The sequence below is a fragment of the Variovorax sp. GW821-FHT10B04 genome (assembly GCF_059415645.1).
Genome location: NZ_JBWKNQ010000004.1, coordinates 159,955 through 175,664 on the forward strand (window position 1 = coordinate 159,955; position 15,710 = coordinate 175,664).

The following is a 15,710-nucleotide window of genomic DNA, read 5'->3' on the forward strand; positions in this document are numbered from 1 at the left end:
CTTCCATGACGTCCGCGACCGGCTCGGCCTTCATGCGCCTGCTGCGCGGCGCCGACGTCTATGCGCCCGAACACATCGGGCGCCGCGACATCCTGGTCGGCGGAGGCCGCATCCTGCAGATGGGTGCGTCGCTCGCCGAGTTCGCACATGCCGGCGTCGAGACCGTGGATGTCGGCGGGCTGCGCCTGGTGCCGGGTTTCGTCGACCAGCACATCCATCTGCTGGGCGGCGGCGATGCGGCCGGTCCGCTCGGCCGCGTGGCGGAACTCACGCCCGAAGACCTTGCGCTGGCCGGCATCACCACGGCGGTCGGCGTGGTCGGCGTCGAGATGGAGGCGCGCGGACTCCTGCTGTTGCTGCGCAAGGTGCATGAACTGACGCGCGCCGGGCTGACCGCGCTGATGTACACCGGCTCGTTCCGGCTGCCGGCGCCGTGCATGCTCACCAGCGTGCGTGCCGACGTCGCGTTCATCGACCAGGTGATGGGCGTGAAGACCGCGATCTCCGAGCGCTTCTATCCGAACCAGGACGCCGCCGCGCTGATGCAGCTGGCCGGCGAAATGCTGCAGGCCCGCGCGATGACCGGCAAGGCCGCCGTCCTGCACTGCCACATGGGCGGCATGGCCGAAGGCATGGCACCGCTGTTCGAACTGGTCGAGCGGCTCGGCATGCCGCCGTCGCAGATCGTGCCGACGCACGTGAACCGCACCGCCGCCTTCTCGCCCGTCTTCGCGCATGCGCTGCGTTTTGCGCGCCTGGGCGGCACCATCGACTTCAGCTGCTGCGTGTCGCAGCAGGACGGCAACCCGACCGGCGTGGACGTGCACGACGCCGTGCGCCAGAGCCTCGATGCGGGCGTTCCGCTGGAGCGCCTGAGCTTCTCGTCCGACAGCAACGTGCCGGCGGCCGTGCGCGGCGCGGCCGGCGAGCTGCTCGGCATGCGGGTGGTGCCACCCACCGTGCTGCACCGCGACCTGATGCGAACCGTGCACGAAGCCGGCGTGCCCCTGGCGCAGGCGCTGACGCTGATCACCACCAACGTGGCACGCGGGCTGGGCCTGCAGCAACGCAAGGGCGCGCTGCGGCCGGGCATGGACGCCGACCTCGTCGCGCTGGACGCGCAGGACCGCATCCATGCCGTGATGGCCGGCGGCGAATGGCTGGTTCAGGACGGGCGCGCCGTTCCGCGCGGACCGTTCGCGCCCGTCCGCACGCCCGCAGCCGAGGAGACACGGGCATGACGCGCTACGCCAACCTGGGTGCGGCCCTGTCGCCGACGGCATCGCCGGAAGCGGTCGCACTGATCGACCTCGGCCCCGCCACGCCGCGCGAAGTGCGCTATGGCGAGCTTGCCGCGCTGTCGCGCGCCGCGGCCCGCGGCTTTGTGCGGCGCGGGCTGGGCCGCGGCGACGCGATCGCGGTGATCGCCGCCAACCGGCTCGAGTTCCTGGTCACGGTCTTCGGCGCGCTGCAGGCCGGCGTGACCGCGGTGCCGGTCAATCACAAGCTGCCGGCAGCCACCATCGCGTCGCTGATTGCCGATGCCGGCGTCCGGCTGCTGCTGGGCGACCGCCAGCGGCTGGCGCTGTGCCCCGACGCACCGCCGCGCATCGACTTCGACGACACGGGCCCGGCGGGCTTCCAGGCCTTCCTCGACCCTGGCGAGTTCGAGCCGGTGCTGCCCGAAGAGGGCGACGTGGCCATGGTGATCTACACCTCGGGCTCCACCGGCCGGCCCAAGGGCGTGATGTTCTCCCACCTGGGGCATCTGTGGGCACTCGACCAGCGCACCAATGCCAGCAGCCCGCGCGGCCAGCGCACGCTGGTGGCGGCGCCGCTGTACCACCAGAACGGGCTTGCCTCCTGCCAGGCGGCGCTCGCCAGCGGCGGCGCCGTGGTGCTGCTGCCCGGCTTCACCGCGGCCAGCTACATCGAAGCCGCATCGGCACACCGCGCCACGATGCTGACGGCGGTGCCGACCATGCTCGCGCTGGTGGCGCGCGAGCAGGCGGCGCTGGCACGGGCCGACCTCTCGGCGGTGCGCATCGTGCGCGTGAGTTCGGCGCCGTCCACGCCCGAGCTGATGGCCGAGGCGCGCCGCATCTTCCCGAATGCGGCCATCGTCAACGGCTTCGGCACGACCGAAGGCGGCCCGGTCTGCTTCGGGCCGCATCCGCAGGGGCTCGTGCAGCCGGACATGTCGGTGGGCTGCGCGCATCCCGAGGTGTCGCTGCGCCTCATGCGCGACGGTCGCGAGAACGATGAAGAAGGCGTGCTGCAGATCCGCAGCCCGGCGCTGATGCTGGGCTACCGCGGCCTGCCCGAGCAGAGCCGGCGCGCGATCACGGCCGACGGCTACTACGACACCGGCGACATCTTCCGCCGCGATGCCGACGGCTTCTTCTACTTCGTGAGCCGTGCCGACGACATGTTCGTCTGCGGCGGCGAGAACATCTTTCCGGGCGAGGTCGAGGCCGTGCTGCTGGGCCATCCCGCCGTGCACGAGGCGGCCGTGCTGCCGATCGCCGATGCGATCAAGGGCCACAAGCCGGTCGCCTTCGTGGTGTTGAAGCCCGGCCTGCAGGCGACCGAACCGCAACTGCGGCAGCACGCGCTCGACCAAGCGCCGCCCTACCAGCATCCGCGGCGCGTGTGGTTCCTGCCCGAGATGCCGCTCGCCGGCACCAACAAGGTCGACCGCAGGCGCCTGGCCGATCTCGCCGCCACCCTGCTCGGCACCGACCCCTTCTGATCCACCTTCCTTCCAGATAGAGAAAGAGAACAATGAAGGCCTATTTCATCCGCGAACATGGCGGCCCCGAGGTCATGGCATTCGCCGAGGACTTCCCCGACCCGGTGGCAGGCCCGGGCCAGGTCGTCATCCGCGTGCGGGCGTCGACGCTCAACTACCACGACATCTTCACGCGCCGCGGCATGCCCGGCATCAAGATCCCGCTGCCGGTGATTCCGGGGCTGGACGTGGCCGGCGAGATCGTCGAACTCGGCGCCGACGTCGGGGGCTGGGCGGTGGGCGACCGCGTGCTGGTCGACCCGATGAACCGTGTCGAAGGCGGCCTGATCGGCGAGACCACGCACGGCGGACTGGCCGAATACTGCCGCGTGCCGGTGCACCAGCTGATCCGCCTGCCGGGCAACGTGAGCTTCGCCGATGCGGCGGTGCTGCCGACCGCCTACGGCACCGCGCTTCGCATGATGTACACCAACGGCCGCATCCAGCCGGGCGAGAAGGTGCTGGTGCTCGGCGCCAGCGGCGGCGTCGGCGTGGGCTGCGTGCAGCTGGCCAAGCTGGCCGGCGCCGAGGTGATCGCCTGCGCGGGATCCGACGAGAAGGCCGAGCGCCTCAAGGCCCTGGGCGCCGATCACACGATCAACTACAACAGCAAGGACTTCGTGGCCGAAGTCCACGCGCTCTACGGCAAGCCGAGCCGGCGCGGCGCCAACATCCACAAGGGCGTGGACGTGGTCGTCAACTACACCGGTGGCGACACCTGGGTGAAGTCGCTGAAGTGCCTGCGCGTCGGCGGCCGTGTGCTGACCTGCGGTGCCACGGCCGGCTTCGACCCGGTGGAGGACCTGCGCTACATCTGGGCCTTCGAACTCAACATCCAGGGCTCGAACGGCTACAAGCCGGCCGACCTGCTGCAACTGCTCGAGCTGGTGAGCGCCGGCAAGCTGCGCGTGGTGGTCGACCAGGCCTTCCCGCTCGAGCGCGCCGACGAGGCCTTCGCGCGCATCGAGGAGCGCAACGTCTTCGGCAAGGTGCTGGTAACCCCATGAGTGCCGTGCCGAATCCGCGTGGCGGCAACGCCGCGGGCTGCGACCTGCAGATCCAGCAACTCGTCAAGCGCTATGGCGGCGTTACCGCCGTCGACGGCGTGAACCTGTCGATCCCGCCGGGCAAGCTGCTGTCGCTGCTCGGCCCGTCGGGCTGCGGCAAGACCACGATCCTGCAGTCGATCGCCGGCTTCGTGCGGCCCGACGAAGGCGACGTGCGCATCGACGGCGTGTCGGTGCTGCCGCGCCCGCCGGAAAAGCGCGAGACGGCGATGCTGTTCCAGCACTACGCGCTGTTCCCGCACATGACGGTGCGCGAGAACATCGGCTTCGGCCCCAGAATGCAACGCTGGCCGGCCGCGGACATCGCACCGGCCGTCACGCAGGTGATGGACCTGGTGCGCATCGGCGGCTTCGCGGACCGCTATCCGGGCCAGCTGTCCGGCGGCCAGAAGCAGCGCGTCGCCCTGGCACGCGCACTGGTCACGCGGCCCAAGGTGCTGCTGCTCGACGAGCCGCTCGGCGCGCTCGACCAGAACCTGCGCGAGGCGATGCAGGTCGAGCTGCGCAAGCTGCAGCAGAACGTCGGCATCACCAGCCTGATCGTGACGCACGACCAGAAGGAGGCGATCGCGCTGTCGGACTTCATCGCCGTGATGAACGGCGGGCGCATCGAGCAGATCGGCTCGCCGCTGGACATCTACGACCGGCCGCGCACCCGCTTCGTCGCCACCTTCACGGGCGTGGAGAACCTGCTGCCCGTGACCGTGCTCGCGCAGCATGCCGACCGTGCCGATGTCCGTCTGCAGGACCTGGTGCTGGAGGGCGTGCCGTTGCCGGCCGGCCTGCAGATCGGTGCCCAGGCCGAACTCGCGGTGCGGGCCGAGGCGATCGACGTGCTGCCCGATGACGGTGGTGGCAGCGGTGGCGATGGCGCCCTGCGCGGCGTCGTGTCCTTCGCGCGGGCGCTGGGGGCGAGCATCGTCTACGAGGTGACGACCGACGACGGGCTGTCGCTGCGCATCTCGGCACACCGGCGCGAGGGCGGCGTGCTGGAGACCGGCGCCCGCGTCGGCCTGCGGCTCGCGCCGTCGCATTGCGCACTGGTTCCGGCGGCGGCATGAAGCACGCGAAACCCTGGCTGCTGAGCCTGCCCGCGCTGGTGGTGAGCGGCTTCTTCGTCGCGGCACTGCTGTCCTTCGTGGGCATCAGTTTCCTGCGCCTGGAATCCGGCGGCTCGACCTTCGTGGGACCGGCCAGCCTGGCCAACTATGCCGCCGCGCTGCGCTCCGACTACTTCTGGCGCGTGGCGGCGCAGACCTTCCTGATCGCGGCCGAGGTGACGCTGCTCGCCATCGCGATCGGCTTTCCGCTCGCCTACGTGCTGGCGCGTTCCACCTCGTCGGCGGTGCGCCGGACCATCCTGTTCTGCCTGGTCGCGACCTTCCTGTCGGGCGGCGTCACGCGGGCCTATGCATGGATGGTGATCCTGGGCAATCGCGGGGTCGTCAACGGGCTGCTGGCCGTCGTCGGCATCCCGCCGCTGCAACTCATCAACAATCAGTTCGCCGTCGTCGTGAGCGTCCTCAACTTCTCGCTGCCCTTCTTCGTGTTCACGCTGTTCGGTGCGCTGCAGGCGATCCCCGAAGCGCTGGAGCATGCGTCCCGCAACCTCGGCGCATCGCGGCTGCGCACCTTCGCCGCGGTCACGCTGCCGCTCTCGCTGCCGGGCCTGGTCGCGGCCAGTTCGCTGGTCTTCGCGATCGCGCTGGCCGCCTTCCTGTTTCCCGAACTGCTGGGCGGTGGACGGGTCCACGTCAGCGCCACGTCGATCTTCGAGAAGATCCAGACCGGCTACGACATCCCCGCGGCGGCCGCGCTGTCGGTGCTGTTCCTGCTGCTGACCGCGGCCGCGTTCATCGCCTTCGGCCTGGTGCAGCGCCTGGCGGCCGCACGCATGCGGACGGGGAGCGCGGCATGAGCGACATCCGACCCTATTCGCGCGGCGTGTCGATCGCCGCCGGGCTTGCGCTGGCGTTCACGGTCGCGCCGGTGCTGGTGATCCTGCTGTATGCGTTCAACCCGACGTCCTACTTCGCCTTTCCGCCGGAGACGCTGACGCTGCGGTGGTTCGAGAACTTCTTCGGCAACACGCGCTTCCAGCAGGCGCTGCTGAACTCGCTGCTGATCGCGGGCGTGGTCACGCCGATCTCGCTGGCGGTCGCATTGCCGACGGCCGTCGCCGTGGTGCGCCACGACTTCCCCGGCAAGAAGCCGCTGCTGGCGTTGCTGATGTCGCCGCTGCTGATCCCCGGCGTGATCGTGGGCATTGCGTTCCTGAGCTTCTCGGTGGGCATCGGCCTGGGCACCGGCTTCGCGCCGATCGTGGTCGCCATGGTCTGCTTCACGCTGCCCTTCACGCTGCGCCCGCTGGTGGCCAACCTGCATGGGGTCGACCACGACCTGGAGAAAGCCGCGCGCAACCTGGGCGCCGGGCCACTGTCGGCGTTCTTCCTGATCACGCTGCCGCAGCTCAAGCCGGGGTTGATCGCGGGCGCCACCTTCGCCTTCGTCGAGGCGATCGACAACTTCGCGATCACCGCCTTCCTGACCGACATCCGCACCAGCACGCTGCCGATCGAGGCCTACGGCTACATCCGCGACTTCGACGACCCGACGGTGGCCGCGATGGCCAGCGTGCTGATCGCACTGAGCGTCGCGCTGGTGCTGCTCATCGAAAAACTCGTGGGCCTGGACCGCTTCCTGGCCAACCGCTGATTTCCCGCAACCCTTCCACTCCAAGGCTTCACATGACTGCCAACGCATCCCGCACTTCGTCTTCTCCGAGCACTCGCACCGTTCGCCGCCGGCAGCTCGCCGGTCTGGCGCTGGGCACCGCACTGCTCGGCGCCTTCCTGCCCGGTGCCGCCATGGCACAGGACAAGCGCCTGACCCTGATGACCTACGGCGCACTCTGGGAACGGATCTTCCGCCCGCTGGCCGACGACCTGAAGAAGGACACCGGCATCACGCTCGAATACGTGAGCGAGACCTCGGCCGTCGAAGGCCTGACCAAGCTGCAGGCGAACCGCGACAAGCCGCAGGCCGACGTGTGGTTCACCAGCGAATCGGTCGCGCTGCGCGCCGCCACCGACACCAAGCTCTTCGTGCCGCTCGACCCGGTCAAGATCCCGAACCTGAAGACGCTGATGAAGGGCGCGGCCAACGACATGTTCGTGGCCTCGTACTACGCGCCGCTGGGCATCGTCTACCGGCCCGACCTGGTGCCCGGCGGCAAGATCACGTCGTGGAACGACCTCTGGCAGCCGAGCTTCAAGAACAAGGTGTCGCTGCCCGCGCCCAACATCTTCCCGGGCCGGATGATCCTGATCTCCAGCCTGCTCAACGGCGGCGACATGAACAACATCCAGCCGGGCCTCGAATTCCTCGCGAAGCAGAAGCCCAACCTCGCCGCCATCCACAGCGCCGACGCGCAGGCGCGCCGCGCACTGGCGCAGGGCGAGATCTGGGCGATGGTGACCTCGCCGTCGGCCGTCGGTGCCCTGCGCGACCAGAAGATCCCTGCGGCCATGGTGAGCCCCAAGCCCGCGCCGCTGTTCTTCGAAGGCGTGATGATCACGCGCAGCGGCAAGGAAGACCTGGCCGCCGCCTTCGTGAACAAGCTGCTGTCGCCGGAATGGCAGAAGTTCATCACCGACAGCTACAACATGGGCCCGGTGCGCACCGACGTGAAGCCTTCGGCCGCATTCCTCGAAGCCATGCCCAAGGAAGGCGACGGCGTCATCGTGGACGAAGCCTTCATCAACGCCAACATCGGGAAGTGGACCGACCGCTTCAACGAAGTCACGGGCAAGTAGAACGCCCTGTACGTCCTACTGCGTCCTGCAACGTCCTGCAGGGCGTACGAGCGGTGCCGGGCCTGCGCGACGCCCGGTACCGCCGCCATCACTTCCCTCCGGCGCGGCGCATTCAGAGCTTGTGCGTCGACAGCAGGATGCTCGTCTCGGTATTCGAAATGCCCGGGATCGAGCGGATCACGTTCAGCAACTCGTCGAAGGACTCGAGCGTGTCGGCGCGCAGTTCGGCCATCAGGTCCCAGCGGCCGTTGGTGGTGTGCAGCGCCACCACGTTCGGGTGGCCGCGCAAGGCCCGGCGCACCGCGTCGCCATGATGCCCCTCGATCTCGATGCTGGTGATCGCTCGGATGCGTTGCCCTTCCGCCTCGGGCTTCAGGCGGACCGTGTAGCCCACGATCGTTCCATCGGCCTCCAGCCGCGCGATGCGGTTCTGCACCGTGGCCCGTGCCACGCGCAGCTGCTGTGCCAGCGCCACCACCGAGAGCCGCGCGTTGTCTCGAAGCAGGCCCAGCAGCTGGCGGTCCGTGTCGTCCATGGCTTGTCAATCTGTCAATTCGAAGTGGCGGAATGTACGTCGATCGAGCAGATGTGCCAACTTGCTCTCTTCACTATGGCACCGACCGGTCCGAGAATTTCCCCATGCCGTGGCAGGCCGGCTGCCACCTTCGAGGAGAAAACCATGACCCGCTTTGTCGACGTTCCCACCATGTCCCGCCTGGTCCAGGCCATCGGCGTGGCCCCCTTCATCGGCGAACTCGCCGACGCCATCCGCGACGACTTCGTGCGCTGGGCCGACTTCGACAAGTCGGCGCGCGTCGCCAGCCATTCGGACATCGGCGTGATCGAACTGATGCCCGTCTCGGACGCCCGGAACTACGCCTTCAAGTACGTCAACGGCCATCCGGCCAACACCGCGCGAGGCCTCTACACGGTGATGGCCTTCGGCGTGCTGGCCGACGTGGCCACCGGCTATCCGGTCCTGCTGTCCGAACTCACGCTGGCCACCGCATTGCGCACCTGCGCGACGTCGCTGATGGCCGCGCGTGCACTGGCACGGCCCGATGCGCGCCGCATGGCCTTGATCGGCAATGGCGCGCAAAGCGAATTCCAGGCGCTGGCCTTCCACAGCCACCTGGGCATCGAGGAGATCGCGGTGTACGACGTCGACCCGCGCGCCACCGACAAGCTGGTGCGCAACCTGTCGGCCTGGCCTTCGCTGAAGATCGTGCGCGCCGCGTCGACGGCCGACGCCGTGCGCGGCGCCGACATCGTGACCACGGTCACGGCCGACAAGGCCTACGCCACCATCCTCACGCCGGAGATGATCGAGCCCGGCATGCACATCAACGCGGTCGGCGGCGACTGCCCCGGCAAGACCGAGCTGCATGCGGACGTGTTGCGCGCGGCGCGCGTGTTCGTCGAATACGAACCGCAGACGCGCGTCGAAGGCGACATCCAGCAGTTGCCCGCGGACTTCCCGGTGGTCGACCTGTGGCGCGTGCTGGCCGGCAGCGCCGCCGGGCGCCAGAGCGCCGATCAGGTGACGGTGTTCGACTCCGTCGGCTTCGCGCTCGAGGACTATTCCGCACTGCGCTACGTGCTGGCGCAATCGACCCGGCTCCACCTCGGCGTCGACGTGCAACTGGTGCCCGAGGCGGAAGATCCCAAGGACCTGTTCCGGCACACGCAGTCCGGACGCGCACGCGTGGCGATGCGCCGTGTGGCCTGAGCGACGACATGCCAAGCCTCCAGTCCATCCAGGCGCCCGCTGCGGTCGTGATGATCCGGCCGCATGCGTTCACACCGAATCCGGAAACCGCGGTCGACAACGCCTTCCAGACCCCCGCGCAACAGGCGTCCGCGCGCGCGACCGCCCAGGCGGCCCATGACGAGGTCACCGCCGCGGCCGAACGGCTCGCAGGGGAAGGCGTGCGCGTGCACCTGTTCGAAGACCGCGGCGAACGCGACACGCCGGACTCGGTCTTCCCGAACAACTGGTTCTCCACGCATCCGGGCGGCCACGTGGCGATCTACCCGATGCGCTCGGCCAGCCGGCGCCGCGAGCGCCGCTCCGACGTGATCGAACTGCTGAAGGCCGAATACCGCGTGCAGGACGTGATCGACTATTCGGGGCTCGAGCCCGACGGCCTGTTCCTGGAAGGCACCGGCGCGATGGTGCTCGACCACATGGCGCGGGTGGCGTACACCGCGCGCTCGAACCGGGCCGACCCGGTGGCGCTGGAGCGCTTCAGCACGCACTTCAACTTCGAACCGATCGTGTTCGACACGGCCGACGCTGCGGGCCTGCCCATCTATCACACCAACGTGCTGATGTGCGTGGCCACCGATTTCGCCATGGTCGGCTTCGAGATGATCCCGGACCGCGCGCGCGCCATGCAGATACGCGCACGGCTGGAAGAGTCGGGCCGCGAGGTAATCGCATTGCGGGCGGCGCAGATCGCCGAATTCGCCGGCAACGCGATCGAGCTGTCGAGCCGGGACGGCCGACTGCTTGCGCTGTCGCAGCGTGCGTTCGAGAGTCTCGACGCCGCGCAGAAATCGATCATCGCCCGCACCAGCAGGCTCGTGCCGTTGCCGGTGCCGACCATCGAGATGGCCGGCGGTTCGGTTCGCTGCATGCTGGCCGGCATCCACCTGGCCCGGCGCCAGCCTGCAGCGGCGAGTCAGTGAAAATGACGGCAACCTCCCGGCCGCACAGGCCGTGATTCCATTCGTCGCCGTGCCGCGGAGATCTCTCTCGGCCCGGGACACCGTCACCCACATCCCGCCATGGCCAGAGTCATCTTCGAGCTTCCCCAGAAATTCACGTTCTCCACCGAACTGCAGATCTACATCAGCCACGTGAACCAGGGCGGCCACCTCGACAACGCGCAGCTTCTGACGCTGGTCTCGGAAGCACGCGTGCGCTACTTCCAGTCACTGGGCTATGTTGAAGCCGACGTGGGCGACGTGTCGATCGTCGTCGCCGACATGATCGCCCAGTACAGCTCGGAGGCCTTCCATGGCGAGACGCTGCGGGTGGAGATGGCCCCCGCGGACTTCAATCGCTACGGCTTCGACCTCCAGTACCGCATGACCGAGAAGACCTCGGGCCGCGACGTGGCCAAGGGCAAGGTCGGCATCGTCTTCATCGACAAGCATTCGCGCAGCGTGGCCCCTTTTCCCCGAGGCCATCCGGAAGCTGATCGCGGTTTCCTGAGGGCGACTCCTCGCGACCTAGAGTGCGGTGAAGCGCGGCGCCACCTGCGTGTCGATCGCGCCGCCGGCCGTGCGCGGGAACAGGCCACGCGCCACGTTGTGCGGATGCGCCGCGGCTTCATCGATGTCCAGCACCGGCGCGAAGCAGACGTCCGTCCCTTCGAGCCGGTCGCACCAGTCCTGGCGGGAGCGGCTCCTGATCGCCGCGGCGATGCGCGCCTTGAGCGCGGGCCACTGCCGTGTGTCCGATTGCCCGGCCGGATCGACATCGTGCATGCCGAGCTTGTCGAGCAGCAACGCGTAGAACTGCGGCTCGAGCGCACCGATGGTGACGTAGCGGCCGTCCGCGCATTCGTACACGTCGTACTGCGGCGAGTCATGGAACGCGCTCGGCGCGGCGCCGCCCAGCTGGTCGTTGCCATGGAGCCAGTGCGCCAGGGTCCCGAGCATGGCGACCACGTCCAGGATCGCGGCGTCGACCACACGGCCGATGCCGCTCGACCGGGCCTCGAACACGCCGCAGACGATCCCGAATGCCAGCCCCAGCGCGCCGCCCGCGTCACCCAGCACCGTGGGCGGAACCATCGGCGCCTGACCGGGCCGCGCCGACAGCGACAGCAGGCCGCTCAACGCGACATAGTTGAGGTCGTGGCCGGCGGCCTGCGCGAGCGGCCCGGTCTGGCCCCAGCCCGTCATGCGGCCATAGACCAGGCGCGGGTTGCGCGCCTTGCAGGCGTCGGGGCCGAGACCCAGGCGCTCCATGACGCCGGGGCGGTTGCCTTCGATCAGCGCGTCGGCCGTTGCGACCATGTCCAGCGCACGCGCCACGTCGTCGGGTTTCTTGAGGTCGAGCACGACGAGGTGCTTGCCTGCGCGCAGCGGGTTGTCGCCGGTGCCGCCCATGCGCTGCACCGCGCCGGCCACCGGCCGCGCGATGACGGTCACTTCGGCGCCCATCGCGGCCAGGATGCGGCCGGCCACGGGGCCGGGGCCGATGCCCTCGAATTCGACGACACGGAGCCCCGCCAGCGGGGATTGCAGCGCCATGCTCAGATGCCCGTCAGGCCGCCGGAACACATCAGCGTCTGGCCGCTCACATAGTCCGACTCGGGCAGGCACAGCAGGAACACGGCGCCGGCCGCCTCTTCCGGCGTGCCGCCGCGGCCCAGCGGAATGCTGCGTTCCATGGTCGCCAGCAGGTCGGGATTCACGCCGACCTTGATCTCGCGGCCCTCGATGTTGGCCGTCGCCGCGTCGCGCACGTCGCCCGTCAGCCGCGTCCGGATGAAGCCGTAGGCCACCGCGTTGACGGTCACGCCGATGCGCCCCCATTCCTTGGCGAGCGTCTGCGTCATGCCGAGGATGCCGGCCTTGGCGCTCGCGTAGTTGACCTGGCCGACGTTGCCGAACAGCCCGGCCACCGAGGAGATGTTGACCACCTTGCGCATGTTGCGACGGCCCGCGTCCGTGTCGCTCTTCGACAGGTTGCGGATCACCGGATAGGCCGCCCGCAGGATGCGGAAGGGCGCCGTCAGGTGGCAGTCGATCATTGCGTACCACTGCTCGTCGGTCATCTTCTGGATCACGTTGTCCCAGGTGTAGCCCGCGTTGTTGACGATGATGTCGAGACCGCCGAACTCGCTCACCGCCGTGCCGACGAAGCGATCGGCAAAGTCCGGTGCCGTCACGTTGCCGACACAGCTCACCGCTTCGCCGCCGGCGGCGCGGATCTCGGCGACCACCTCTTCGGCCGGGCCCGCGTCGAGGTCGTTGACCACCACGCGCGCGCCTTCCGATGCGAATTTCAATGCGATCGCCCGGCCGATGCCGCGGCCCGAGCCGCTCACGATGGCGACCTTGCCTTCAAGTCTGGATGTCATGGATCGTCTTTCTGTCTCGATGAATGGGGGGAAGGATTTCAGGGCAGTGCCACCAGCGCCTCGCCGGCGATCTTGGGCTGCCCGAACTGGTTGAGGCTGGTGACCTCCACGCGCACGCAGCGCTCGTCGCCGACGGTCAGCTTCTCGACCACGCGGCCGCTGCACTGCATCGCGTTGCCCAGGTGCGTGATGCCCTGGAAGCGCACGTCGAAGCGTCGCAGTTGCGCCTGCGGCGTCCAGCGCGTGAGCAGGCGTGCGAGCCATGCCATGCCCAGCATGCCCTGGGCGAACACGTCCGGCATGCCGGCCTGGCGTGCGACGTCGATGTCGATGTGGATCGGGTTGTGGTCGCCCGAGGCGCCGCCGAACAGCGCCAGGGTCGTGCGGTTCACCGGCGGAAGGCTCAGCGGCGGCAATGCGTCGCCGACCTGGACGCTGTCGAAAGTCAATGGGGCAGTTCGTGTCATCGGATCGCCTTCAATGTCTGCAGACCAGCACGGTGCGCATTTCGGCCACCAGCTCGTCGCGCTGGTTGGTCGCGCGGGACGTCTTCACGACGAACTCCAGCGCCCCGCCCTTCTTGTCGTAGATGTCGTCGATGCGCGAGCGCACCGTGACGGTGTCGCCGGCACAGGCCGTGCGGTGGTAGCTGAAGCCCTGCTCGCCGTGCAGCAGCTTCGCGATGGGAATCCCCAGGTCGTTCAACAGGCGGTCGTTGGCGCCCGAGTCGAGTTCGGCCGCGAACAGGAAGGTCGGCGGTGCCGGCAGGTCGGCATAGCCCGCATCGCGCGCCGCCGCGCTGTCGGTGTAGACCGGGTCGGTCTCCCCGATCGCCTTGGCGAAGAAGCGAAGGCGGCTGTGGTCGATCGACAGCACCGACGCGGGCAGCTCGTGCCCGATCCACTTCCTGTCGATCATGCGTGGCTCCGTTCGACCCGCTCGTACAGCGTGACCACGCAGGCGCCGCCAAGGCCCAGGTTGTGCTGCAGCGCGAGCCGCGCGCCTTCGACCTGGCGCTTGTCGGCCGTGCCGCGCAACTGCTGGACCAGCTCGGTGCATTGGGCCAGGCCGGTCGCGCCCAGCGGATGGCCCTTGGACAGCAGGCCGCCCGAGGGGTTGGTCACGAAGGCGCCGCCGTAGGTGTTGTCGCCGTCGCAGACGAACTGTTCGGCGCCGCCTTCCGGGCACAGGCCCAGCGCCTCGTAGCTGATGAGCTCGTTGTGGGCGAAGCAGTCGTGCAGCTCGACCACGTCGATGTCCTTCGGGCCGATGCCCGCCGACTCGTACACCTGGCGCGCCGCCGCCTTGGCCATGCTGAAACCGACCACCTCGCGCATGTCGCCGGCGCCGAAGGTTTCGGGCCCGTCGGTGGTCATCGCCTGGGCCGCGATGCGCACGCTGCGGTCCAGCCCGTGCCGCTGCGCGAAGGCTTCCGAGCAGACGATGGCCGCCGCAGCGCCGCAGGTCGGCGGGCAGGCCATCAGCCGCGTCATCACGCCCGGCCACATGACCGGCGAAGCCATGACCTCTTCTTCGGTCACCGGCGTGCGGAACAGGGCCACCGGATTGTTCGCCGCGTGCAGGCTGGCCTTGGCGCGGATCTTGGCGAAGGTCGACATCTGCGTGCCGTACTGCTGCATGTGTGCGAGCCCCGCGCCGCCGAAGTAGCGCAGCGCGAGCGGGATCTCGGCGTGTCCGACGAGCGACTCGGTCGCTTCGTCGAAGCGGTCGAAGGGGCTCGGGCGGTCCTTGAAGACCGCGCCCAGCGCGCCCGGGTTCATGTGCTCGAAGCCCAGCGCCAGCACGCAGTCGGCCGCGCCGCTCGCAACGGCCTGCCGCGCCAGGAAGAGCGCCGTCGAGCCGGTCGAGCAGTTGTTGTTGACGTTGACGATCGGGATGCCGGTCATGCCCACCTCGTACAGCGCGCGCTGGCCGGCGGTCGAGTCGCCGTAGACATAGCCCACATAGGCCTGCTGCACCTGCGCATAGCCGATGCCGGCATCGGCAAGCGCAATGGCGGTCGCCTGCGCGGCCATCTGGTAATAGGCCGGATGCTTGCCCGGCTTGACGAAGGGCACCATCCCCACGCCGGTGACATAAACCTGGTTGCTCATGAAAATTCCTTTCAGGGAAGTCGTTGTTCGGTGAAACGGGCTGCGCGCTTCTCGACGAAGGCGGTGACGCCTTCCCGGCCGTCGACCGACACCGCGCAGCGCAACAGCGCCTCGCGTTCCAGGCTCAGGTGGGTGCGCAGGTCGTGTTCGAAGGCGCTGTCGCACAGCCGCTTGATGCCGCCGAGGGACGCGGTGGCGCCGCGCGCGAGCCGTGTGGCGAGTGCGAGTGCCGCAGCGGGCAATTCGTCGGCGCCGTGCAGCTCGTCGACGATGCCCCAGTCCAGGCATTGCTCGGCGGGTATCGCGCGGTTGGTCAGCAGGATGTTCTTGGCGCGGACCGCGCCGGCGCGGCGCGCGAGGTAGTACGACGCGCCGAGGTCAGGGCTCAGGCCGATGGCCGAGTACCCGCCGCGCAGCTTCATCGCCGGCGCCGCGAGCACGATGTCGGCGCACAGCGCCACCGAGATGCCGGCGCCGCCGAGCGGGCCTTGCACGGCGCTCACCACCGGCACCGGCAGCGTGGCAAGCGCATGGATCGCCGGATGCAGCCGGTCCAGCATGGTCTGCACGAGGCGGTCGAGTTCGTCGCGGCGCTCGAGGAACTCGTTGATGTCGCCGCCGGCGCAGAACTGGTTGCCGGTCGACGAGATCAGCACGGCGCCGATGTCGGCCCGCGTCGCCTGGTCGATGGCGTCGGCGAGCGCCTCGCCGGCGGCCGAGTCCAGCGCGTTGGCTGCATCGGGCCGGTTGAGGACGATGTGGCCGACGCCGTCCTCAATGCGCCAGATCACCGTCCGCGGCCCGGTGCTGTCGGAGTTCGCCAT

General features: G+C 69.1%; 16 protein-coding genes and 1 pseudogene. 10 read left to right on the forward strand and 7 right to left on the reverse strand.

The annotated features are described in order from the left end of the window. Positions 1-5: 5 nt before the first annotated feature. The 7 genes from AC07PZ_RS12035 to AC07PZ_RS12065 are packed head-to-tail and all read left to right on the forward strand — an operon-like array spanning position 6 to position 7,673. Positions 6-1,241, forward strand: a complete 1,236-nt coding sequence (locus AC07PZ_RS12035) for an amidohydrolase family protein (protein WP_495295322.1) — start codon at positions 6-8, stop codon at positions 1,239-1,241. After that, positions 1,238-2,752, forward strand: a complete 1,515-nt coding sequence (locus AC07PZ_RS12040) for a class I adenylate-forming enzyme family protein (protein WP_495295323.1) — start codon at positions 1,238-1,240, stop codon at positions 2,750-2,752. Before AC07PZ_RS12035 ends, AC07PZ_RS12040 begins: the two co-directional genes overlap by 4 nt. Before the next feature lie 32 nt (positions 2,753-2,784). Continuing rightward, the gene (locus tag AC07PZ_RS12045; RefSeq protein ID WP_495295324.1) at positions 2,785-3,798 is read left to right on the forward strand and encodes a zinc-binding dehydrogenase; all 1,014 of its coding nucleotides are present in this window, start codon (positions 2,785-2,787) and stop codon (positions 3,796-3,798) included. Further along, on the forward strand, positions 3,795-4,919 hold the full coding sequence (locus AC07PZ_RS12050; RefSeq protein WP_495295325.1) for an ABC transporter ATP-binding protein: 1,125 nt from the start codon (positions 3,795-3,797) through the stop codon (positions 4,917-4,919). The genes AC07PZ_RS12045 and AC07PZ_RS12050 overlap by 4 nt, the downstream gene beginning before the upstream one ends. Then, complete coding sequence (locus AC07PZ_RS12055) at positions 4,916-5,776, forward strand: ABC transporter permease (RefSeq protein WP_495295326.1); 861 nt, start codon at positions 4,916-4,918, stop codon at positions 5,774-5,776. Before AC07PZ_RS12050 ends, AC07PZ_RS12055 begins: the two co-directional genes overlap by 4 nt. Continuing rightward, positions 5,773-6,573, forward strand: coding sequence for an ABC transporter permease (locus tag AC07PZ_RS12060; RefSeq protein ID WP_495295327.1), 801 nt, complete (start codon positions 5,773-5,775; stop codon positions 6,571-6,573). The genes AC07PZ_RS12055 and AC07PZ_RS12060 overlap by 4 nt, the downstream gene beginning before the upstream one ends. 32 nt (positions 6,574-6,605) lie before the next feature. Then, positions 6,606-7,673 (forward strand): ABC transporter substrate-binding protein, encoded by a 1,068-nt coding sequence (locus AC07PZ_RS12065; protein WP_495295328.1) that lies wholly within the window; start codon positions 6,606-6,608, stop codon positions 7,671-7,673. 112 nt (positions 7,674-7,785) lie between these two features. On the opposite strand, the gene AC07PZ_RS12070 is transcribed toward AC07PZ_RS12065, so the two are convergent. Next, positions 7,786-8,208: an Lrp/AsnC family transcriptional regulator gene (locus AC07PZ_RS12070; protein WP_495295329.1), complete on the reverse strand. Its 423-nt coding sequence runs from the start codon at positions 8,206-8,208 to the stop codon at positions 7,786-7,788. Positions 8,209-8,352: 144 nt separating this feature from the next. Here AC07PZ_RS12070 and ocd point away from each other — a divergent pair, with 144 nt between their 5' ends. From ocd to AC07PZ_RS12085, 3 genes and pseudogenes are all read left to right on the forward strand, one after another. Beyond that, on the forward strand, positions 8,353-9,402 hold the full coding sequence (gene ocd / locus AC07PZ_RS12075) for an ornithine cyclodeaminase (protein WP_495295330.1): 1,050 nt from the start codon (positions 8,353-8,355) through the stop codon (positions 9,400-9,402). Between the two features lie 8 nt (positions 9,403-9,410). Next, the gene (gene ctlX, locus AC07PZ_RS12080) at positions 9,411-10,364 is read left to right on the forward strand and encodes a citrulline utilization hydrolase CtlX (protein WP_495295331.1); all 954 of its coding nucleotides are present in this window, start codon (positions 9,411-9,413) and stop codon (positions 10,362-10,364) included. A gap of 99 nt (positions 10,365-10,463) precedes the next feature. Continuing rightward, positions 10,464-10,859 (forward strand): annotated as a pseudogene (locus AC07PZ_RS12085) (acyl-CoA thioesterase); the annotation flags it as partial. A gap of 51 nt (positions 10,860-10,910) precedes the next feature. Here AC07PZ_RS12085 and AC07PZ_RS12090 read toward each other — a convergent pair. The 6 genes from AC07PZ_RS12090 to AC07PZ_RS12115 are packed head-to-tail and all read right to left on the reverse strand — an operon-like array spanning position 10,911 to position 15,710. After that, positions 10,911-11,939 (reverse strand): CaiB/BaiF CoA transferase family protein, encoded by a 1,029-nt coding sequence (locus AC07PZ_RS12090; RefSeq protein ID WP_495295332.1) that lies wholly within the window; start codon positions 11,937-11,939, stop codon positions 10,911-10,913. Between the two features lie 2 nt (positions 11,940-11,941). Then, on the reverse strand, positions 11,942-12,772 hold the full coding sequence (locus AC07PZ_RS12095; RefSeq protein ID WP_495295333.1) for an SDR family NAD(P)-dependent oxidoreductase: 831 nt from the start codon (positions 12,770-12,772) through the stop codon (positions 11,942-11,944). A 38-nt stretch (positions 12,773-12,810) separates the two neighbouring features. Continuing rightward, positions 12,811-13,239 (reverse strand): MaoC/PaaZ C-terminal domain-containing protein, encoded by a 429-nt coding sequence (locus tag AC07PZ_RS12100; protein WP_495295334.1) that lies wholly within the window; start codon positions 13,237-13,239, stop codon positions 12,811-12,813. A gap of 10 nt (positions 13,240-13,249) precedes the next feature. After that, positions 13,250-13,690: a MaoC family dehydratase N-terminal domain-containing protein gene (locus tag AC07PZ_RS12105; protein WP_495295335.1), complete on the reverse strand. Its 441-nt coding sequence runs from the start codon at positions 13,688-13,690 to the stop codon at positions 13,250-13,252. Then, complete coding sequence (locus AC07PZ_RS12110) at positions 13,687-14,886, reverse strand: lipid-transfer protein (protein ID WP_495295336.1); 1,200 nt, start codon at positions 14,884-14,886, stop codon at positions 13,687-13,689. Before AC07PZ_RS12110 ends, AC07PZ_RS12105 begins: the two co-directional genes overlap by 4 nt. A gap of 11 nt (positions 14,887-14,897) precedes the next feature. Further along, positions 14,898-15,710, reverse strand: a complete 813-nt coding sequence (locus AC07PZ_RS12115; RefSeq protein ID WP_495295337.1) for an enoyl-CoA hydratase/isomerase family protein — start codon at positions 15,708-15,710, stop codon at positions 14,898-14,900.